This window comes from Aeromonas rivipollensis (assembly GCF_010974825.1).
GTDB lineage: Bacteria > Pseudomonadota > Gammaproteobacteria > Enterobacterales > Aeromonadaceae > Aeromonas > Aeromonas rivipollensis.
The window spans coordinates 20,205-39,330 of sequence record NZ_JAAILA010000005.1 but is presented as its reverse complement, the minus strand read 5'-3'; the positions used below and the strand labels follow the sequence as shown (position 1 = coordinate 39,330).

The window sequence follows — 19,126 nt, the reverse complement described above, 5'->3', positions numbered from 1 at the left end:
TTGCTGTTGGCTGAGGATCAATGGTTTCCTTTCGCCTTGGCTGGAATGGACTCGTCGAATTCCGGCAGCGGTTTGTGCTCCGAGGCCAGGAAGGTGTAGATCACCGGCAGCACGAACAGGGTGAACAGGGTGCCGATGGCCAGACCCGCCACTATGACGATGCCGATGCTGAAGCGCTGGGCCGCGCCCGCGCCTGCCGCATAGAGCAGCGGGATCAGGCCGGCTATCATGGCCGCCGTGGTCATCAGGATGGGACGCAGACGCACCTTGGCAGCCTGCATCACGGCCTGCATCCGGTTCATGCCGTGCAGCAGCTGCTCCTCCTTCGCCACCTCGCAGATCAGAATACCGTGCTTGGTAATCAGACCGACCAGGGTGATGAGGCCCACCTGGGAGTAGATGTTCATGGTGGCCAGGCCCCATGCCAGGGCAATCAGGGCCCCGCTGATGGCAAGGGGGACCGACACCATGATCACCAGGGGGTCACGCACCGACTCGAACTGGATGGCCAGCACCAGGAAGATGATGGCCAGGGCCAGGGCGAAGGTGGCGTAGAGCGCATTGCCCTCGGTCACGAACTGGCGGGCTTCCCCCATGAAGTCGTAGCGATAGCCTTGCGGCAGCTTCTCTTCGGCGGTGGCCTTGAACCAGTTGATCGCATCCCCCATGGCCACGCCGGGTGCCGGTACGGCGCCTATGGTGGCGGAGTTCAGCTGGTTGAAGTGGGGCAGGGCGCGGGGCTCGCCAACCACTTCAATCTTGATCAGGCTGCCCAGCGGGATCGACTTGCCGTCGGCGGCGCGCACGTAGTAACCCTTGATGGACTCGGGGTTGAGACGGTACTTGCGCTCCACCTGGGGGATCACCTCGTAGGAGCGGCCATCCAGATCGATCCGGTTGACGTAGCCGTCCGCCATCATGGTGCCCATGGTGGTACCTATGTCCTGCATGGTGATGCCGTAGGCACCGGCCTTGTCCTTGTCGATGCTGATCTTCATGGTGGCCGAGTCGTAGTTCAGATCGAGATCCGAATAGACGAACTGGCCGTTGGCCTGGGTCGCCGCCAGCATCTCACCCGCGATCAGGAACAGGCTCTCGAAGCTGTTCGGGGTGGTGATGACGAACTGGATGGGCAGACCGCTGGAGGCACCTGGCAGCTCGGGGAACTGGAAGGTGGTGATGGCCATCCCGGGGATGTCCTTCACCAGACCGGCCACCCGATCAAGCACCTCTTTCTGGCTCGCCTCACGCTGGCTCCAGGGCACCATGGAGGCGATGCCGAAGGCCTGGTTGGCGTTGAACACCCCGGAGAAGACCTGGGAGTAGGCGATCTCGGGCTGGTCATCCAGCACCTTGTTCACGTCCGCCATGGTGTTTTCGATGTAGTCCAGGTTGGCATTGGACGGTGCCGTCCCCAGCACGGCCATGACGCCCTTATCCTCGGACGGGGCCAGCTCGCTCGGGATGAACTTGAACAGCAGCGGCAGGCTGCCGAACACTATGACGGCGAACAGTATGACCACGATGCGGCGCTGCATGACAGCATGCAGCATGCTGTCGTAGCGGGCCGTCATCCGATCCAGCAGGTGATGCACAGTGCTCTCGAACTTGCTCGGGGTCTCGTTGGCCCTGAGCATCTTGGAGCACATCATGGGCGACAGGGTCAGGGCTATGATGCCGGAGACGAACACGGCCCCCGCTAGGGTCAGCGCGAACTCCTTGAACAGGGAGCCTGTGATGCCCCCCATCAGGGCGATAGGCGCGTACACCGCAGCCAGGGTCACCGTCATGGCGATGACGGGTACGGCTATCTCCCGGGTGCCTATGATGGCGGCCCTGAAGGGTTCTTCCCCCTCCTTGATGTGACGATCGACGTTCTCCAGCACCACTATGGCGTCATCCACCACCAGACCGATGGCGAGCACCATGGCCAGCAGTGTCATCAGGTTGATGGAGAAACCGAACATGTCCATCATCATCACCACGCCGATGAGACTCAGCGGTATTGTGATGATCGGGATGATGACGGCCCGGAAGGAGCCGAGGAACAGGGTGATCACCACCAGTACTATGGCGGCCGCTTCCAGTATGGTCTTGATGACCTCGTGGATGGACTCGTTGATGGCGATGGTGGAGTCATACAGGATGTTGACCTGCATGGTGCTCGGCATGTTGCTCTTCAGGCTTGGCAGCAGCTCCAGCACATCGTGGGCGATGTTGATGGGGTTGGCGGTCGGCGCGGCGTTGATGGCCAAGACCACGGCTTCACGGCCGTTGGCGCTGGCGCGATAGATGTCGTGACTCTTCTCCAGCGACACCTTGGCGATGTCGGAGAGGCGGATCACCTTGCCATCCCGGGTCGCTACCACCAGACGCTTGAGCTCGTCGGTATTGCTGACCTGGGTCTCGGCATTGCCGTTGAACAGGGTGAAATAGCCGGTGGCCTGACCGGTGGCGGACTGATAGTTGTTGCTGTTTAGCACAGTCATCACGTCGCTGGCGGTCAGGTCGAAGGCGGCCATCTTGGCCGGATCCAGCCACACCCGCAGGGCAAACTCGACCCCGCCGTAGAGGTCAACCTTGGATACCCCGCCCACGGTGAACAGCTGGGGCTTGATGACCCGCTCCAGGTAGTCGGTGATCTGGCTGGAGTTCAGCTCGGGGCTGGTGAAGCCCATGTAGAGCACCGCAGTGGTGGAACCCGTGGAGGAGGTGACCGAAGGGTCTTCCGCCTCTTTGGGCAACTGGGAGCGCACCGAGTTGACCTTGGCCAGGATGTCGGACAGCGCGGCGTTGGGGTCGGTGTTCAGCTTCATGTAAGCCGTCACCGTGGAGCTGCCCAGCTGGCTGGAGGAGGTCATGAAGTCGATATTGTCGGCTTGCGCGACCGCCTGCTCCAGGGGCTGGGTGATGAAGCCCTGGATCAGATCCGAGCTGGCGCCATAGTAGCTGGTGTTGACCGTGATGACGGTGTTGATCACCTCGGGATATTCCCGCACCTGCATCTTGAAGATGGCCTGGAAGCCCAGCAGGGCTATCAGGAAGCTGAGCGAGATCGCCAGCACCGGCCGTTTTATGAATATGTCAGTAAATCGCATCGCAGATCTCCGCGCTTACAGCATCGGGGTTTGTGCCGGAACGGCAAGGGCATCGTTTTCGACCACGTGCACCTTGGTATCGTTGCTCAGGCGAACCTGACCCGACAGCACGATTTGATCGCCAGCCTTGATGCCGGACAACACATGGACATCATTGCCGCGACGCTCACCCGCCTTCACCACCACCTGCTTGGCGCGTTTCACGCCGTCTGCCTCGTGAATGACGTAGACGTTCTCGCCATAGAGGGTGAAGGAGATGGCAGACTGCGGGATCACAATCTGGTCTTTCACCGTGGGCAATATGATGCTGGCGCGGGCAAACATGCCGGAGCGCAGCTGGCCGTCGTTGTTCGGGATGTTGGCTTGCACCTGGATCAGGCCGCTCTGGTAGTTGACGGCAGGTTCGATGGCGGTGATCTGGCCGTCAAACTGGGTCTGGGGATAGGCATCCACGTTGATCTTGACGGTCTGACCGAGGGAAATCTTGGAGATGTCGGTCTGGGGCACGGTGAAGCGCAGGCGCATCACGCTGGTGTCTTCCAGTCGCACTATCTCGGTACCGGGTTCCAGGTACTGGCCGAGGAAGACGTTGCGCAGACCCACGACGCCACCGAAGGGGGCGCGGACTTCGCGGCGGGCTATGGTGCCCTTCAGGCTGTCGATGTCCGCTTCCAGTGAGCGATAGGCCGCTTCGGCATCATCCAGCTGATCCCGGGAGATGGAGTTCTTCTGGTACAGGTTCTGGTAGCGCTCGAACTTGGCACGAGCCGCAGGCAGCCTGGCCTGGGAGGCGTTCAGGTTGGCCTTCTCCACGCTGGAGTCCAGGCTCAGCAGCAGTTGATCCGCCTTGACCTGAGCCCCGGATTCGAAGCTGATCTTGTTTATGGTGCCCGCCAGCTCACTGGAAAGAGTAACCCCCTGGTTAGGCTCGATGAAGCCGATCGCCTCTATGGTGGGGACCCAGTCTTGCGCCTTGGTCACCATGGCGGTCACCGGGAACTCGGGCTCGGGTCGATTGGCCATGAACTCTGCAATCTTCTTCTGCTTGAACATATTGAAGCCGATGACACTGCCGAACAGGGCGAGTGCTATCAGCAACATGATGGCCATCCACTTTTTCATGAACAGGCTCCTGTGATGGAATAATTAGGGTTTAAAATGGCATTCCAGCTGGCCCGGATGACCGTCTCCAACTGTTCTTGCGTCAACTCAAATTCGTGAGCCTGGCGTTGTTGTACCAGGTTGACCACGCAGCTCAGGCTCAGGGCCTGCAGCACCAGAACGGGCAAATCGATGAACAGGCCCTGCTGGCGTCCCTGTTCGAAGAAACGCTCAAGTGGGGCCCATGTCGCCATTATGACCGGATCCCGCTCCAATTCAGCCCCCAATGGAGAACTTTCGTACTGCAATTTGCATTTCAGTACATTGGGATGGCTGGCAAAGAGGGCGTCGATATTGAGCCAGAGGCGTCGATACTGCCGATATGACACCTCTTCTATCTGCACATCTTCCATGACCAAGGGATGACACTTGAGAATGGTGTGCTGATAAAGCTGGCGGACAAGATCATCCTTGTCGCTGAAGTAGCGATAGATGGTGCCTGCCGCTACCTTGGCTTTCTTGGCAACTGCGGCGATGGAAAGGCCGTAGAAGCCCTGCTCGCCGAGGATTTCGTGCGCTGCCTCGAAAATCCGTTCTTTTTTATCCATGATGATCAGACTTCAGCGAGTGAATGAACGTTCATTCATTCTAGGTGGAGAGGAAAGCAAGTCAAGGGATGCCAGCCACTTTACTGCCAGAAGAGGATCCAAAAGCGGGCCGAGTGAGGACGTTTTTGGCCGAATGGCTGAAGAAGAGGTATAAAAGTGCACGAAAAGATTGAAAAACAAACACTTGAACCGTGGGGATAAAAAAAGAGTAGACAAGGTGGGCGCCATCATCAATAATGCGCCCCGTTCGACAGCGTAGCGCCCGTAGCTCAGCTGGATAGAGCGCTGCCCTCCGGAGGCAGAGGTCACAGGTTCGAATCCTGTCGGGCGCACCATCAAAGTGCGCCAGTTAAGCGGGCGTTTTTGTGGAACAAAACAGCTGTGGTGGCTGTAGCTCAGTTGGTAGAGTCCCGGATTGTGATTCCGGTTGTCGTGGGTTCGAGCCCCATCAGCCACCCCATTTTACAGCTTGTCAGGTATGCGAAGGTGGCGGAATTGGTAGACGCGCTAGCTTCAGGTGTTAGTGCCCCCCGGGTGTGAGGGTTCGAGTCCCTCTCTTCGCACCATACTTGCTGTATGACGAGGATGACCACATGGTCATCTTTGTATTTTGGAAATACCCATCGGTGATTAGCGCAGCCCGGTAGCGCATCTGGTTTGGGACCAGAGGGTCAAAGGTTCGAATCCTTTATCACCGACCACATTCTGAAAACCTCGCTTCGGCGGGGTTTTTGCTTTTCTGTGTATCTATCATTCCTCTGTCACCTCTTCTTACATTTCTGCAGGCGCCTGTTCGCCGCGAGTTCGGTATGCTTGGCCGGGAGCCACCAGAATAGTGGACACCCGCGACCCATTCAGACACAGGCCTATGCATCATCATGCCCTTTCACATCCGATTGCTCGCCCTGATGGCACTGTTGCTCGGCGGTTGTGCCTTGCAGCCGAGACCTGAGAGTCTGCTGATGGGGGCCGCCCCCAGATCAACGCCGGTTCCCCCGGCCACCCTGGTAACTGGCGGCGGCTTCTGCGTGGCCCTGAGCGAGCAAGGTAGCCTGCTCACCCAGCCTTGCGATCAGAGCCCCCGCCAGCTGTTCACCTGGGATGAGGGGGCCTTGCAGCTGGCGCAGGGTTGCCTGATCGCCAGGGGGGACGACGGCCTCGCCGTGGGAGAGTGTCAGGACGACAGCCGTCAATGGCAGTGGCAGGGGGATAGACTGTTCAACCGGCAGGTTTCACTGTGTCTGGATGTGGCTGGTCGCCGCCACAGAGCCGCCGTGCCGCTACGACTGGCCGAGTGCTACGGTGGCGCCAATCAGAGTTTTACCTGGACGCCGACCGGCAGCCTGCTGGATCGCCTTGGCCTGCCTGGCCTCAGCGGATGAGACTCTTGACTGGGGTCACACTGGGTGGCGTAGGGGGCGCCATCGCAGGGGCCCTGAGCGGCGCTCTGGTCGGTGGTGCAACCTGTGGGGGGGTCGGGCTATGGCTGGGTCGCACCCTGGATCGCCAGATCTCCCGGCAATACTGGTGCAAGGAGTGCAACCACGGCTTCAAACGATGATGGCGCTCGCGCGCCATAGTGTCATGGCGATCCCGGGGAGATCGCCATGATGGCAGGGATCAGGCCGCGCCAGTCTGATTGATGGCGAACAGCTGCTCCAGATAGACGGCGACGCCATCCTCATCCGAACTCAGGGTTCTGTCGTGTTCGCTCAGGGCAAGCTTGAGACGATCATGGGCGTTGCCCATCACCACACCCCGGCCCACCATGCTCAGCATCTCGAAGTCGTTCATGCCATCACCGAAGGCGACCGCCTGGGACATCTCAAGGCCATGCTGCTCCAGCACGGCGCGCACGGCATTGCCCTTGTGTACCCCGGCGTGCATCACCTCGAGGCAATCCGGCAGGGAGAAGGTGACGTTGACTCGATCACCATAACGCTGGTTGAGCTCAGCCTCTATCTGCAGCAGTTTCTCGTGTTCGCCGATGTAGAAGACCTTGTTGATCTTGTCCAGCGGGTGGCTGGCGAGATCGGTCAGGCGATAGCTGAAGCCGGAATCGTGATGGAACTGCAGCAGCCAGGGCATCTCCTCTTCCACCAGCCACTCGTCGCCGTAGTAGACGTTGATGTGGATGGAGGGGTCGCGCTCCAGCGCGATCAGTTCGGCCGCCACAGTGCTCGGCAGTGCCTGGTTGAAGACGAGCGTATCCTGCTTGTCGTGTACCACGGCGCCGTTGGAGGTGATGAGGTAGATATCCAGCCCCAGGGCATCGCGGATGCTGCGCACATCCACATGGTGACGGCCGGTGGCCACCACGAACTTGATCCCCTGATCCACCAGACGGTGCAGGGTATCCCGGGTGCGGGGGGAGATCTGGTGCTGCCCGTTGAGCAGGGTACCATCGAGATCGGACACAACTACCTTGAACATCATTACCTCGGCATCAGTGGAACGCCGGGGCAGTGTACCCCAGCGTCTTGCGTCACCCCATTTATTTAGGGATCCAAAAAATAACCAGTCCCGGGGTCTGTTGCCGTGCCGGACCAGGCCGCGCCTGGGTGGCAGGTGACGCCATTTTGGACACGAAACGCTGGCCACTCCCCTGGCAAGTCATGCAACTGGCCACTAGAAGCGGGCGAAGAAGTCCAGGGTCGCGGTCAGGGCAGGCAGACGTTGTGCATCGGCCTCGATAAACAGCTCGTGCCAGCCCCCCTCGATCCGCAGCGGCTTGCCCCCTTCACAACTGGCCCTGGTGCAGAACTCGTCCTGGGCCGCATTGTCGACTATGCCGTCATCCCCCGCCTGGATCAGCAGCAGCGGTGTCTTGATGCTGTCTGCCTCCGCGATGGCGGCATCCCCGGCCTTGATACCCTCGCGGATCCAGTGCGCCGTCACCCCACCCAGCTTGATCTGCGGACGCTGCTCATAGAGCTGGCGGAATGCCTGGTAGCGGGGCTCGCTGTGGCTCAGGCCGTTTTCGGCAAATTCATGGGAAACATAACCGGCCTGGCCCGGGCCATAGGGGGGTTCGCCCCACCAGCTGCCGACCGTATCCATGGTAGCCGCCAGCCCCAGGGCCAGCCACTTGGGCAGGCCGCCGAGGTTGATGCCCATCATGGGGGAGGAGAGCACGGCCGCCTTGATGTCGTCCGGCCAGCGCTCCAGATAACGGGCCGAGATGGCGCCGCCCATAGAGTGGGCCAGCAGGAACAGCTTGGCGGGCTTGTCCGCCAGTATGACGTCGTCATGGAACTGCTTCAGGTCCAGCACATAGTCGTCGAAGTCGGCGACATAGCCCTTCTCCTTGTCGGCCAGCAGGCGATCCGACAGCCCCTGGCCGCGATGGTCGATGAGGTAGAGGCTGTAGCCCTGACGCCACAGATCCCAGGCCAGCTCCTGATACTTGAGGTAGCTTTCGACCCGGCCGTTGACGAGCAGTATGGCTCTGTCCACCTTGGCCTGGCGCAGGGCGGCATAGCGGATGGTCACCCCGTCCTTGCCCTTGAACTCCCCTTCGACGGTATGGTCGCGCCAGAAGTCGGGCAGGGTCTGTTGATGGAGGGCGGGGACTTCGGCTTCCGTGGTCAGTTGATAGGGATTGGTCACGGCAAGGGCTCCGGCAGAAAACAGGGTCAGGGCCAGCAGGGCAGAAGATAACCGGTTCATGATGCGTACTCCTGTTGCCAATGCTGGTAGAGGGCTGGGATATCGCCCGAGCAGAGCAGGGGCATGGCCGCCTGCAGGCGGGGCAGGGGCCAGTTCCACCACTGCATGGCCTGCAGCATGGAGATCTGCTCATCGGTGAAGCGGCGACGGATCGGTTTGGCCGGGTTGCCGCCCACTATGGTGTAGGGGGCAACGTCTTTGGTGACGACGGCCCGGGTGGCAATGACGGCGCCATCGCCTATGGTGATGCCGGGCATGATCATGGCTTCCGAGCCTATCCAGACGTCGTTGCCAACCTGGGTATCTCCCTTGCGCTGGAAGCCGTCGTGTACGCCATCACCGAAACGGGTGGCGTCGAAGGGGAAGGTAGAGGCCCAATCCAGCCGGTGGCCCTGATTGCCGGCCAGCATGAAGGTGGCACCCGAACCTATGGAGCAGAACTTGCCGATGATCAGGCGATCCACTTCGCCCCAGATGCCGCTCTTCCAGGTATCCCGGGTCGAGCCGTCGCCCAGCAGATAGCGTACGCAGTGATCCTCGAACGGTTTGCCATGGTAGTAGCCGGAATAGTAGCTGTAGTCGCCTGCCTCGATATTGGGGTTGCTGAGATGATCCCGTATGACCTGGGATTCCAGCCAGCTACCGAAGGGATTCTCCATCACTCCTCCTGCCACGCTTGATCTTCCTGTTGTGCGGCCCAGCCCTTGCGGGTCAGCTGCATCCGTTGCCACCAGTCCTCGTCCGCCAGGATCTCGCCGGCCGGGCCGAGCTGAGGATAAGGCATCTCTTTCTCTTTGCAGAGCTGGGCATAGATGGGGTAGCCCCCCTCGAACAGTATGCTGTTCTGCTCCTCCAGGTCGAGCGGGCAGCCGCGCTGGTAGCAGCCGGCCAGCTCGCGCTGGCGCTGGGCTTCGTACAGGATGGCGGCGGCGGCCACGGAGACGTTGAGGGACTGCACCATGCCCACCATGGGGATGACGATATGGTGATCGGCTAGGGCCAGCGCCTCTTCCCCTATGCCGTGCTTCTCCTGGCCCACCAGGATGGCAGTCGGTTTGGTGTAGTCGATGGCGCGAAAGTCCACCGAGCTCTCCGAGAGATGGGTTGCCAGGATCTGCATGCCGGAGGCTTTCAGTTCGGCCACTGCGCTGCCTATGTCCGGGTGCAGCTTGACGTCGACCCAGTTCTGGCTGCCGCGGGCGGTGCCTTTGCGCTTGTGGATCCAGGTTTTGGGCCAGACGGCGTGGACCCGGTGAATACCTATGGCATCGGCGGTGCGTACTATGGCGGCCAGGTTGTGAGGCTTGTGGACCTCTTCCATGCAGACGGTTAAATCGAGCTGGCGCTGGGCCAGCATGTCGGAGATCCGTTTAAAGCGTTCAGGAGTCATATCGGTTTCTATGCAGTGAGGCTTGTGCACTCTTCCCGTGCATGCAGACGGTCAGGTCGAACTGGCGCTGAGCCAGCATGTCGGAAATCCGCTTGAAGCGTTCGGGGGTCATGGCTTGTCTCTATAAAAGCATCAGGCGGCTCGCGCCGCCTGTGTGATCAGTTCTTCTGTCGACTCACCCTGAGCACATTGGGCATTACCCGGATCTTGCGCATTATGTTGGCAAGGTGGATGCGGCCCTTGGTGGTGATGAGCAGGGTGACCAGATAGACCCGGCCATCCTTCTCTTCTGTGCTGATGGCGTGGATGTTGGCGCCGGTGGCGGCAATCACGTTGGCCAGCTCCGCCAGGGCACCCTGGTGGTTGACTATCTCGATGCTGATGCCGGTGCGGAATTCCTGTTCCTGATCCTTGTCCACTTCCCACTGCACCGGCAGGTACTTGTCCGGCTCGCGACTGTAGCCCTTGATGTTGCGGCAGGACTCCTGGTGAATGACCAGTCCCTTGCCCGGGCTGATGTGGGCGATGATGGCATCCCCCGGGATCGGGCGACAGCAGTTCGCGAAGGTGACCAGCATGCCGTCGGCCCCCTTGATGGGCATCTTCTTGCTGCTGGATTTTGGCTGCTCTTCCGGCGGCAACTCGTCACCCAGCATGCGGCGGGCCACCATGACGCTCATGGCATTGCCAAGGCCCACGTCGGCCAGCAGGCCCTGCAGGTTCTCGTGCTTGGTGTCGGCCAGCACCTGCTTGATGCGCGGCTCGGGGATGTCTTCGATGTTCTTGGCGCCGAGGGCATGGTTGAGCAGGCGACGGCCCAGCACCACAGACTCTTCGGTGCGCAGGTTCTTGAGGAACTGGCGGATCTTGGAGCGCGCCTTGGTGGTCACCACGAAGTTGAGCCAGGCCGCGTTGGGGCGGGCGCCCGGCGCCGTGATGATCTCCACCGTCTGGCCCGAATGCAGCGGACTGCTGAGCGGGTAGGGGTGACGGTCGACCCGGGAACCGACGCAGGCGTGGCCGATGTCGGTGTGCACCGTGTAGGCGAAGTCCACCGGGGTGGCGCCGGCGGGCAGCTCCATGATGCGGCCCTCCGGGGTGAACACGTAGATCTCGTCCGGGAAAAGGTCGGTCTTGACCCCTTCGATGAATTCAAAGGAGCTGCCGGCGCTCTGCTGCAACTCCAGCAGGCTCTGCATCCAGCGCTGGGCGCGGATCTGGGCCGTGGTGCCCGAGCTGTCGCCATCCTGCTTGTAGGCCCAGTGAGCGGCGACGCCCTTGTCGGCCATCTGATCCATGAACTCGGTGCGGATCTGCACCTCTACCGGCACCCCGTGTGGCCCCACCAAGGAGGTGTGCAGGGACTGGTAGCCGTTGCTCTTGGGAATGGCGATGTAGTCCTTGAAGCGGCCGGGGCGGGGCTTGTAGAGGCTGTGCATCTGCCCAAGCACCCGGTAACAGGTGTCTATGTCCTTCACCCTGACGCGGAAGGCGTAGATATCCATCACCTCATGGAACTGCAGCTCTTTCTTCTCCATCTTGTTGTAGATGGAGAACAGATTCTTCTCGCGACCGCTGACCTGGGCATCTATGCCAGCCTCGCGCAGGCGACCCTCAATCTCGCTCTCGATGGAGTCGATGATCTCGCGGCGATTGCCGCGGGCGCGGCGTACCGATTCCCGCAGCACCCGGGAACGCATGGGGTAGAGCGCCTCGAAGCCCAGCTCTTCCAGCTCGTTCTTCATGGTGTGAATGCCGAGGCGGTTGGCGATGGGGGCGAAGATCTCGAGGGTTTCCCGGGCGATGCGGCGACGCTTGTCCGGCCGCAGTGAGCCCAGGGTGCGCATGTTGTGGGTGCGATCGGCGAGCTTGATCAGGATGACCCGGATGTCCTGGGTCATGGCCATCACCATCTTGCGGAAGTTCTCGGCCTGGGCTTCCTTGCGATCGCGGAACTTCAGCTTGTCTAGCTTGGAGACGCCGGATACCAGCTCGGCGACGGCGTTGCCGAACAGCTCGGCGAGATCGTCCTTGGTGACCGGGGTATCTTCGATGACGTCGTGCAGCACGGCGGCCATCAGGGTTTCGTGATCGAGTCGCATGTCGCCGAGAATGCGGGCAACGGCAACCGGGTGGGTGATATAGGGCTCGCCGCTGGAACGCATCTGTCCCTGGTGAGCGTCACGGGCCACCACATAGGCTTGCCTGAGCTTCTCAACCTGCTCTGGAGGCAGGTAGGAACTGGCTATTTCTTTAAGGTTTTCAAATAAATACAAGACAGTCCCCGCAGCGGTGAAACGACAATCCGTGGAATTGAGGGTATGCCCTCGAGTTTGCGAGGTTTTCGAGCGGTTGTAAATGGGAAGAACAGTCGGCACCCGGGCGGGCGCCGACTATGAGAAATAACTGACTTAACCGCGGCCTTCGGCGATGGCAGCAACGGCAGCCAGCTCGGCGGCTTCTTGCTCTTGCTGCTCGTAGCGGTCCTGGGTATCCATCACCTGGTTGTTGACCAGACCCAGTTCGATCTCGCGCAGGGCGATCACGGTCGGCTTGTCGTTCTCTTCGTCGACCAGGGGATCTTTGCCTTGTACCGCGATTTGACGGGCGCGGCGTGCGGCGACCAGCACCAGGTCAAAACGGTTACCTACCTGTTTTACAGCATCTTCTACAGTAACGCGTGCCATGCAGGACTCCAGTGTTTGGGCTTTCTGTGTTTGAAAAAGCAGTGTTTAAAAATGACGCAAAAGTTTACTTGTTTTTGGCCTATTCTGCCAGTAGCTGTTGCAGCAAGTTTTGTTGGGCCTGCTGCTGCTGGCGCAATTCCAGCCGCTGGCACTCTATGATGGCCCTGAGCTGGAACAGTGCCTGCTCAAAGTCTTCATTGATAATGACATAGTCATACTCGTCGTAGTGCACCATTTCGGCAATGGCTTTCGCCATCCGGCCGGCGATCACTTCGCTGCTGTCCTGGCCGCGGCCGATCAGGCGGCGCTCCAGCTCCTCCCGGCTCGGGGGCAGGATGAAGATGGACTTGGTCGCCATCTGCTCGCGGATCTGGCGGGCACCCTGCCAGTCGATGTCGAGGAAGACATCGATGCCCCGGGCCAGACAGGCCTCGATGGCGGCGCGGGAGGTGCCGTAGTAGTTGCCGAACACCTCTGCCCACTCCAGAAAATCACCGCGCTCGATCAGCGCCTTGAACTCTTCCACCTGCACGAAGTGGTAGTGCACCCCGTGCTCTTCGCCGGGGCGAGTGGCGCGTGTGGTGTGGGAGACGGAGAGCTGCATCTTGCCGGCGTCGTTGTGCTGGGTCAGCAAGGCATTGAGCAGGCTGGACTTACCGGCCCCGCTCGGGGAGGAGATGATATAGAGAGTGCCTTGTTGCGCCATGTCTGTACCTTTAAGCGATGACCCGTGTTTTGGTTGTAGCAGAGGCTGCCGTCATGTGCCCTAAAGGGAGACAGTCGCTCGCAAAACGCGGGAAATTCTTGAGTCGGGAGGTTGTAAAGGCGGCGAATATTAGCAGATGGGGGCGGATAAAAAAACGGCCGGAATCATATTCCAGCCGATCAAAGTATTCGTTGCTTGCTGCGGGAGCGTAACCCACATCGGCTGCCATTCTGCCCCCGGCACTCGGCTCGGGCCATCAGATTATCCCTGCCTCAGGGCTCGGAATTTCCGAGTTGCCCCTCAGCCCGGCAGCTGACGCTCGGCACAAAGCTGATCGAAGGCGGCGATGACACTTTCGCTGGTTATCTTGCGCATGGCGTCAGGATCCTTGAGGCGGGTACGCCAGTCGAGCGCCGCCAGCGGCTTGCCGGTCTCCTGTTCGATCAATTCTTGATAGACGCTGACCGCGTGCTCGCGGCACAGATAGGGGCCGGTGCGATCCGGGTTGTGATGGGCGTAGAGGCCGATCACCGGGGTGCCCACCAGGGTCGCCATGTGGGTGGGGCCGGTATCGGGGGCCAGCACCAGGCTGGCTTCCTTGATAAGCGCCAGCAGTTGCTTGAGGTTGGTCTGCCCCACCAGATCCACCGGTTGGCTCAGGCTCAGGCGCTGGATGTCGGCGGCCAGATCCCGCTCCAGTTTGGCCGGCCCGCCGCAGAGATAGACCTGAAACCCCTTGCTGGCGGCGTGATCCGCCAGGGCGGCATAGCCTTCGGCGGTCCAGTTCTTGAACGCCTTGCTGGCGGCTGCGCAGATGAGCAGGGTCGGTTTGCCGTCTATCTTCTCCCTGGCCCAGGCCTGATGCTCGGCGCTGATGGGCAGTTGCCAGTCCGGGGTCAGATCCTGGATGCCAAGTTCTTTGGCGAAGGCGAGAAAGCCATCCAGCACATGGGGGGAGGCGGGGGACGGCACTTGATGGTTGGTGAACAGCCACTGGCCGTCGTTGGCCCGCTCCTTGTCGAACCCGAGCCTGATCTTGGCCCTGATGCCCAGGGTGGCGATGCTGGCCCGCAGGGCCGCCTGCAGGTGGAGCAGGGCATCGAATTTGCGCCCCTTGAGGGTGCGCCAGAGATCGCGGTAGCCGCGCCAGCCCTTGCTCTTGTCGAAGGGGATCACCTCGACCCCGGGCAGATCGGCAAACAGGGTCGCCTCTATCTTGCCGGTAATCCAGGTGATGCGAGTCTCTGGCCAGGCCCGCTGGATGACGCGCACCAGCGCCAGCGCATGGCAGCAATCCCCGATGGCGGAGAGCCGCAGGATGCAGATAGAGGAGGGTGTCGTTTGGAGCAGCGGCATGATGTGGCGCAATGGTGGCAAAATGGATGGATGGCATTATGCAAACTCCCTTGTGGATTGTAAAATTGCGCCAGCTGCCCGACCGGCACAGTCCCCATAACGGGATGCATTGCGCCCCACTATCGACCGGAATACTCATGATGCTGACACAGACCGCCCACAACCAGATCTGCTGGTATGCCGAAGGCGCCTTCCGCGACCCTTCCCCCGCGTTGTTCGATCCGGCCTGGTGGCAGACCCATCGGCAGGTGGTGGGCTCCGCCATAGGTCGCGGGGTGACCTGGTTCGTGAAGGATGAGTCGCGCCACCTGGTGCTGCGCCACTATTATCGCGGCGGCATGGTGGGCAAGCTGGTACGGGATCGCTTCTGGTTCGAAGGGGTCGAATCGAGCCGCGCCATGGCCGAATACCGTCTGCTGGCCCAGCTGAGCGAGCAGGGGCTGCCGGTGCCACGGCCATTCGCGGCCCGCATGGTCAAGCAGGGGCCCTTCTATCGCGCCGACATCCTGATCGAGCGCATCCGTGGCGCCAAGGATCTGGTGGCCCTGCTCAAGCAGGGGCCACTTGCCGACGAGGTGTGGCACAAGGTGGGTCAGACGGTGCGCCGGCTGCACGAGGCCGGGGTCTATCACGCCGATCTCAACAGTCACAACCTGCTGCTCGACAAGGAGGGCAAGGTGTGGGTAATCGATTTCGACAAGGGGGCTATCCGCTCCCCCGGCAACTGGCAGCAGGCCAATCTGGAGCGGCTGCAGCGCTCCTTCAGCAAAGAGTCCCAGCTTCATACCAGCTTCCACTTCGTGCCGGAGAACTGGCAGGCACTGATGGCGGGCTATCAAGGCTGAGGGAGTTGCGGGTGTGGATGAAGGGGCGCCAGGGAAAAGCGAGTTGACGCTGTTGCTCCGCGCAATCGCCAATGTTACTTATTGAATGTTGCTGTCTGGGCAGACAGTCAGATCCGGTGTCGAGGCGCGTGATGGAAAGGTATGAGACTCCCGGGGTTGAGGTCATTACCCTGCTAGAGGTGACGCTGAAGGCAGAAGCCATGGCGATGCTGGAGGCCGGGATCTGGACCTGGTCGGCCGAACAGGGCTTGAGGCGCGATCCTTCCTGCCTGCAACTGCTGGGGCTGGCGGGGAACGAGCTGGATGATCTCGGCTGGCTGGCCCGGGTGCACCCGGATGACGGGCCCCGCCTGGGGGAGGCCATTGACGCCTGTCGGGAGGGGCGCAGCAGCGGGTTGCGGCTCGAGTACCGCATCCTGCACCATCAGGGTCACTACATCCGGCTGGAAGAACGGGTGCGCCGTGACGAAGGGGGCCAGCTGCTGGGGGTGGTGCGCCATCTGGATGCGGCCATGCCTCAGCTGGACGATCGTCACGACACCGATCCACTCACCGGGCTCGAGAGCCGCAGTCACTTCGAGTCGCTGCTGGACGAGCGGCTGGCCAGCGAGAGCGGCAGCTTCTGCCTGCTGCAGTTCACCGTGGATCACCGCAGCAAGATATTGCAGCTGTTTGGCGAGGCCGCCTGCGACGCCATGTTGGCCAAGCTGGCCCGCATAGTGCGCCGCGAATTGCGGCGGGAAGATCCCTTCGCCCGCTGGGACGAGGACGGTTTCATCCTGATGCTGTCCCAGACAGATCGGCTGAGCGGCCTCGAGATTGCCGAACGGCTGCGTCTCGAGATCGCCGATGCCAGCCTGTTGCCCGAGCGGCCGGTGACCGTCAGCATAGGCCTGGTGCAGAGCCAGAACGCCGAGCAGCTCGATCACCTGTTGGCCCGGCTTGCCTCCTGCCACGGCCAGGCCAGACGGGAACGCAACACTGTAGTTGGCTGATTTTTAGTCAGCGCTCACTCACCCGCTGACGCCTGTGGGTCAAAGGAGGCTTGTATCGGCAGGCCTGGTGGTTCGTCACTCCGTGCTACGCGCCGGCTGGCGCTGGCAGACCCAGAGGGAGGCCAGCATCAGCAGGGCGCCGAGGCTGAGCCTGAACAGATCCGTATCCTTGCCCCAGAGCACCAGATTGACCAACAGACCGGCCGGAATGAGGGCGTTGTTCATGATGGCCAGCACGCCGCTGCTGACCAGGGTGGCGCCCTTGTTCCACAGGAAGTAGCCGAGCCCGGATGCCCCCACCCCCAGCCAGAGCAGTATGCCCCACTGCAATCCGCTCGTCGGGTATTGCGGTTGGCCCAGCAGCCACCAGGCGGGCAGGGCGATCACCAGGGCCCCCAGATAGAAGCAGCCGAACACCGCCAGCTGGGGCGGTTGCTGCGCTTCTCGGGCCAGCAGCACCTTGTAACCCACCTGGCCCAGGGCGAAGCAGAGGTTGGCTCCCTGCACCACCAGGAACCCCATCACATAGCTCTCGGTCAGGCCGTCGAAGCGGATGACGGCCGCCCCCAGCACCGCCAGCAGTGCCCCCCACAGGTAGGTCGGCTTGAAGCGCCCCTCCAGCATGTCGTGGATCAGGGTGACGTAGATGGGGGTGAAGATGGTGAACACCAGCACTTCCGGCACCGTCAGCAGCAGGAAGGAGTGGTAATAGAACAGATACATGATGCCGAGCTGTATGGCGCCGAGTCCCATCAGCTTGATGACCAGGTCGGGGCGCAGCCAGCGGCGGCGCAGGAAGGGCAGGAACACCAGGCTGGCGAGGGCGATGCGGGTCAGCACCGAGAAGTAGGCGTCCACCTGGCCGGCGAGGTAGACCCCGATCAGGCTGAAGGAGAAGGACCAGAGCAGGGTAACCCCTATCAAGTAGTTCATGTGATTGAATTGTCGTCAGTTGTCAATTTTGAGGGCGCTATGATGGCCGAGTTGGAAAGCGCGATCCAGCGTTTATGGGAGCAGTTGCCACAGATCGGAGCATTTGCCTTCGAGGCGAGCAACGGGGAAGGGTCCGCGACTGACTGGAACGGCCGTGGCGAGGGAGAGGTGCGGGTGACCGATCATCAGGGGGGCTGGCTCTTTACGGAGCAGGGGCACTACACCACGCCCCATGGCCGGGTACTCATCATGCACAACAGCTTCTGGTGGCAGCGCGGCGAGCGGGGGATTTCTCTCTCCCACCTGCGCCATGAGGCCCCCGTCCTGCTGTTCGAGCTATTGCCCCAGGGGGATGGCCGCTGGCTTACCGCCGAGGCGCACCTGTGCGGCCAGGATCACTACAGCGCCGAGTTGACGCAGACCGACGGCGGTTTTCTGCTGGGCTGGGAGATCAGGGGCCCACGCAAGAACGAGCGGCTCAGCTACCGCTACTGGTCGGAGGGCGGGAAACCGGCATAAAAAAACCGGCGCAGAGCGCCGGTAGCGGGGACAAATCGGAGGTTTTTTTAAAACGGTCCCAAAAACAGGAGAGATACACTCTCGTCACACATTCAGAGATGGCATTCAGGCATTCAGGGCATAGCTCAGCATGGCCTGCAGCTTGCTGTCGAAGAACCAGGGCAGGGTCAGCATCAGCAGGCCGAGCAGTCCGGCCAGCCGGTGGCGATACTGCCAACCGGCTATCAGCACCAGACCGCCGCACAATGTGGTCAGGATGCCTGACATAGGCTGGCCTCCCGACGGGCACGACGCTGCTGTGCCCACTGGTTCAGGGCGACCGAACCCAGGATCAGCGCCAGTGCCACGGCCGTGGTGGAGTGCACCTGCTCGCCGAGGAAGAGGGCACCCAGCATGACGCCGAACAGCGGCACCAGGTAGTTGCTGAAGGAGGCGAAGGTCGGGCCCGCCTTCTGGATCAGCGCCATGTAGAGGAAGTAGACCAGACCGGTACAGAAGACCCCCAGCACTGTCACTGCGCCTATGGCCTGCTGGCTCGGCAGGGTGAGGGCGCTCAGATCGGTGACGAAGGGCGCGGCCAGCAGCAGCTGGATGGCTGACGAGATCAGTATGTTGCGGGCCACTACCACGGGGTGGTCCTTGGCGAAGCGCTTGATCATCAGCAGGCCGATGGCGAAGCAGCTGGCGCCGAACAGTATGGCCATGGCGCCGAGCAGACCGGCGTTCATGCCGTTGGCCAGCTTGGGCCAGAACAGCACCAGCACGCCGACGAAGCCGATGGCCACGGAGAGCAGACCCCCCTTGGTGATTCTTTCACCAGAAATAAACAGGGGCGCAGCCAGAATGGTCACAAAGGGGATACAACCCATGACCACGGCGGCGATGGCGCTGTCCACATATTGCTGACCCCAGGCCACCATGATGAAGGGGATGGTGGCATCGAGCAGGGCGATCAGCATATAGGTACGCCAGGGGGTGTGCTCGCTCTTGAGGCGCATGAACAGGCAGAGCAGACCCAGGGTCAGGCTGCCGCACAGGGCGCGACCGGCCGCCACCATGATGGGGGGCAGTTCGGTAACGGCCTGATGCATGAAAATGAACTGGGAGCCCCACAACAGGCCTATCGCCAGCAATAACAGATAGCTACGCATGTTAATCTCCGATGTAATTCGCCCGCGCATTCTATGCAATCTGCTACTATGCCAAAAATGAATTGTCG

Annotated in this window: 19 protein-coding genes, 4 tRNA genes and 1 pseudogene; 9 read left to right on the top strand and 15 right to left on the bottom strand. The window is 61.3% G+C overall.

Translation table 11 applies throughout. From position 1 onward, the window contains the following. Nucleotides 1–17: 17 nt before the first annotated feature. From G4923_RS03125 to G4923_RS03115, 3 genes are read right to left on the bottom strand one after another with little or no spacing between them, the layout of a single operon-like run. On the bottom strand, nt 18–3,098 hold the full coding sequence (locus tag G4923_RS03125) for a multidrug efflux RND transporter permease subunit (RefSeq protein WP_111911399.1): 3,081 nt from the start codon (nt 3,096–3,098) through the stop codon (nt 18–20). A gap of 15 nt (nt 3,099–3,113) precedes the next feature. Further along, on the bottom strand, nt 3,114–4,220 hold the full coding sequence (locus tag G4923_RS03120) for an efflux RND transporter periplasmic adaptor subunit (protein ID WP_111911401.1): 1,107 nt from the start codon (nt 4,218–4,220) through the stop codon (nt 3,114–3,116). Next, nucleotides 4,217–4,807, bottom strand: coding sequence for a TetR/AcrR family transcriptional regulator (locus G4923_RS03115; RefSeq protein WP_106885358.1), 591 nt, complete (start codon nt 4,805–4,807; stop codon nt 4,217–4,219). The genes G4923_RS03120 and G4923_RS03115 overlap by 4 nt, the downstream gene beginning before the upstream one ends. 258 nt (nt 4,808–5,065) lie before the next feature. Between G4923_RS03115 and G4923_RS03110 the strand changes: the two genes are divergently transcribed. The 6 genes from G4923_RS03110 (at nt 5,066) to G4923_RS03085 (ending at nt 6,368) form a co-directional block, all read left to right on the top strand. After that, nucleotides 5,066–5,142 (top strand) — tRNA-Arg (locus tag G4923_RS03110). 49 nt (nt 5,143–5,191) lie between these two features. Next, nucleotides 5,192–5,267: transfer RNA gene (locus G4923_RS03105), tRNA-His, on the top strand. 20 nt (nt 5,268–5,287) lie between these two features. Next, nucleotides 5,288–5,373 (top strand) — tRNA-Leu (locus G4923_RS03100). Nucleotides 5,374–5,431: 58 nt separating this feature from the next. Then, a tRNA-Pro gene (locus G4923_RS03095) sits at nt 5,432–5,508 on the top strand. Nucleotides 5,509–5,685: 177 nt separating this feature from the next. After that, nucleotides 5,686–6,189, top strand: a complete 504-nt coding sequence (locus G4923_RS03090; RefSeq protein WP_240455254.1) for an RICIN domain-containing protein — start codon at nt 5,686–5,688, stop codon at nt 6,187–6,189. Then, entirely contained in the window at nt 6,186–6,368 is a 183-nt protein-coding gene (locus G4923_RS03085; RefSeq protein ID WP_163135483.1) for a hypothetical protein, read from the top strand. Before G4923_RS03090 ends, G4923_RS03085 begins: the two co-directional genes overlap by 4 nt. 59 nt (nt 6,369–6,427) lie before the next feature. Here G4923_RS03085 and G4923_RS03080 read toward each other — a convergent pair whose 3' ends face one another. The 9 genes and pseudogenes from G4923_RS03080 to G4923_RS03035 all read right to left on the bottom strand — a co-directional run bounded on the left by G4923_RS03080 (nt 6,428) and on the right by G4923_RS03035 (nt 14,627). Further along, nucleotides 6,428–7,240, bottom strand: coding sequence for a Cof-type HAD-IIB family hydrolase (locus tag G4923_RS03080; RefSeq protein WP_106887822.1), 813 nt, complete (start codon nt 7,238–7,240; stop codon nt 6,428–6,430). A 195-nt stretch (nt 7,241–7,435) separates the two neighbouring features. Then, entirely contained in the window at nt 7,436–8,476 is a 1,041-nt protein-coding gene (locus G4923_RS03075) for an alpha/beta fold hydrolase (protein WP_163135482.1), read from the bottom strand. Further along, nucleotides 8,473–9,135 (bottom strand): CatB-related O-acetyltransferase, encoded by a 663-nt coding sequence (locus G4923_RS03070; RefSeq protein WP_163135481.1) that lies wholly within the window; start codon nt 9,133–9,135, stop codon nt 8,473–8,475. Before G4923_RS03070 ends, G4923_RS03075 begins: the two co-directional genes overlap by 4 nt. Further along, entirely contained in the window at nt 9,135–9,866 is a 732-nt protein-coding gene (trmH, locus tag G4923_RS03065) for a tRNA (guanosine(18)-2'-O)-methyltransferase TrmH (RefSeq protein ID WP_163135480.1), read from the bottom strand. The genes G4923_RS03070 and trmH overlap by 1 nt, the downstream gene beginning before the upstream one ends. Nucleotides 9,867–9,906: 40 nt before the next feature. Next, nucleotides 9,907–9,978 (bottom strand): annotated as a pseudogene (locus tag G4923_RS21480) (tRNA (guanosine(18)-2'-O)-methyltransferase TrmH); the annotation flags it as partial. A 46-nt stretch (nt 9,979–10,024) separates the two neighbouring features. Beyond that, a complete protein-coding gene (gene spoT / locus G4923_RS03055; RefSeq protein ID WP_106885353.1) occupies nt 10,025–12,142 on the bottom strand; it encodes a bifunctional GTP diphosphokinase/guanosine-3',5'-bis pyrophosphate 3'-pyrophosphohydrolase in 2,118 nt (705 codons plus the stop codon). 135 nt (nt 12,143–12,277) lie between these two features. Further along, nucleotides 12,278–12,553 (bottom strand): DNA-directed RNA polymerase subunit omega, encoded by a 276-nt coding sequence (gene rpoZ / locus G4923_RS03050; protein ID WP_005307060.1) that lies wholly within the window; start codon nt 12,551–12,553, stop codon nt 12,278–12,280. 79 nt (nt 12,554–12,632) lie between these two features. Then, a complete protein-coding gene (gene gmk / locus G4923_RS03045; protein ID WP_139745085.1) occupies nt 12,633–13,259 on the bottom strand; it encodes a guanylate kinase in 627 nt (208 codons plus the stop codon). 300 nt (nt 13,260–13,559) lie between these two features. Continuing rightward, nucleotides 13,560–14,627, bottom strand: coding sequence for a glycosyltransferase family 9 protein (locus tag G4923_RS03035; protein ID WP_420884895.1), 1,068 nt, complete (start codon nt 14,625–14,627; stop codon nt 13,560–13,562). Between the two features lie 128 nt (nt 14,628–14,755). Here G4923_RS03035 and G4923_RS03030 point away from each other — a divergent pair, with 128 nt between their 5' ends. Then, entirely contained in the window at nt 14,756–15,460 is a 705-nt protein-coding gene (locus tag G4923_RS03030) for a 3-deoxy-D-manno-octulosonic acid kinase (RefSeq protein WP_163135510.1), read from the top strand. Nucleotides 15,461–15,591: 131 nt separating this feature from the next. After that, nucleotides 15,592–16,455 (top strand): GGDEF domain-containing protein, encoded by an 864-nt coding sequence (locus G4923_RS03025; RefSeq protein WP_163135477.1) that lies wholly within the window; start codon nt 15,592–15,594, stop codon nt 16,453–16,455. Between the two features lie 75 nt (nt 16,456–16,530). On the opposite strand, the gene G4923_RS03020 is transcribed toward G4923_RS03025, so the two are convergent. Next, nucleotides 16,531–17,388, bottom strand: a complete 858-nt coding sequence (locus tag G4923_RS03020) for a DMT family transporter (protein WP_163135476.1) — start codon at nt 17,386–17,388, stop codon at nt 16,531–16,533. Between the two features lie 42 nt (nt 17,389–17,430). Here G4923_RS03020 and G4923_RS03015 point away from each other — a divergent pair, with 42 nt between their 5' ends. Continuing rightward, nucleotides 17,431–17,907, top strand: a complete 477-nt coding sequence (locus G4923_RS03015; RefSeq protein WP_163135475.1) for a DUF6314 family protein — start codon at nt 17,431–17,433, stop codon at nt 17,905–17,907. Nucleotides 17,908–18,012: 105 nt separating this feature from the next. On the opposite strand, the gene G4923_RS03010 is transcribed toward G4923_RS03015, so the two are convergent. Then, nucleotides 18,013–18,174 carry a hypothetical protein gene (locus tag G4923_RS03010; protein ID WP_005326376.1) on the bottom strand — a complete coding sequence of 54 codons (162 nt, stop codon included), beginning with the start codon at nt 18,172–18,174 and terminating at the stop codon, nt 18,013–18,015. Next, on the bottom strand, nt 18,159–19,058 hold the full coding sequence (locus tag G4923_RS03005; protein WP_111911414.1) for a DMT family transporter: 900 nt from the start codon (nt 19,056–19,058) through the stop codon (nt 18,159–18,161). Before G4923_RS03005 ends, G4923_RS03010 begins: the two co-directional genes overlap by 16 nt. Between the last annotated feature and the right edge of the window lie 68 nt (nt 19,059–19,126).

What these genes read in the sequence shown, in the direction of transcription:
- G4923_RS03075 (WP_163135482.1), bottom strand. Translation starts at nt 8,476, where the DNA reads ATGAACCGGTTATCTTCTGCCCTGCTGGCCCTGACCCTGTTTTCTGCC.
- rpoZ (WP_005307060.1), bottom strand. Translation starts at nt 12,553, where the DNA reads ATGGCACGCGTTACTGTAGAAGATGCTGTAAAACAGGTAGGTAACCGT.
- G4923_RS03020 (WP_163135476.1), bottom strand. Translation starts at nt 17,388, where the DNA reads ATGAACTACTTGATAGGGGTTACCCTGCTCTGGTCCTTCTCCTTCAGC.
- G4923_RS03080 (WP_106887822.1), bottom strand. Translation starts at nt 7,240, where the DNA reads ATGTTCAAGGTAGTTGTGTCCGATCTCGATGGTACCCTGCTCAACGGG.
- trmH (WP_163135480.1), bottom strand. Translation starts at nt 9,866, where the DNA reads ATGACTCCTGAACGCTTTAAACGGATCTCCGACATGCTGGCCCAGCGC.
- G4923_RS03005 (WP_111911414.1), bottom strand. Translation starts at nt 19,058, where the DNA reads ATGCGTAGCTATCTGTTATTGCTGGCGATAGGCCTGTTGTGGGGCTCC.
- G4923_RS03115 (WP_106885358.1), bottom strand. Translation starts at nt 4,807, where the DNA reads ATGGATAAAAAAGAACGGATTTTCGAGGCAGCGCACGAAATCCTCGGC.
- G4923_RS03025 (WP_163135477.1), top strand. Translation starts at nt 15,592, where the DNA reads ATGGAAAGGTATGAGACTCCCGGGGTTGAGGTCATTACCCTGCTAGAG.
- G4923_RS03085 (WP_163135483.1), top strand. Translation starts at nt 6,186, where the DNA reads ATGAGACTCTTGACTGGGGTCACACTGGGTGGCGTAGGGGGCGCCATC.
- G4923_RS03125 (WP_111911399.1), bottom strand. Translation starts at nt 3,098, where the DNA reads ATGCGATTTACTGACATATTCATAAAACGGCCGGTGCTGGCGATCTCG.
- G4923_RS03090 (WP_240455254.1), top strand. Translation starts at nt 5,686, where the DNA reads ATGCCCTTTCACATCCGATTGCTCGCCCTGATGGCACTGTTGCTCGGC.
- G4923_RS03015 (WP_163135475.1), top strand. Translation starts at nt 17,431, where the DNA reads ATGGCCGAGTTGGAAAGCGCGATCCAGCGTTTATGGGAGCAGTTGCCA.
- G4923_RS03070 (WP_163135481.1), bottom strand. Translation starts at nt 9,135, where the DNA reads ATGGAGAATCCCTTCGGTAGCTGGCTGGAATCCCAGGTCATACGGGAT.
- gmk (WP_139745085.1), bottom strand. Translation starts at nt 13,259, where the DNA reads ATGGCGCAACAAGGCACTCTCTATATCATCTCCTCCCCGAGCGGGGCC.
- G4923_RS03010 (WP_005326376.1), bottom strand. Translation starts at nt 18,174, where the DNA reads ATGTCAGGCATCCTGACCACATTGTGCGGCGGTCTGGTGCTGATAGCC.
- G4923_RS03030 (WP_163135510.1), top strand. Translation starts at nt 14,756, where the DNA reads ATGCTGACACAGACCGCCCACAACCAGATCTGCTGGTATGCCGAAGGC.
- G4923_RS03120 (WP_111911401.1), bottom strand. Translation starts at nt 4,220, where the DNA reads ATGAAAAAGTGGATGGCCATCATGTTGCTGATAGCACTCGCCCTGTTC.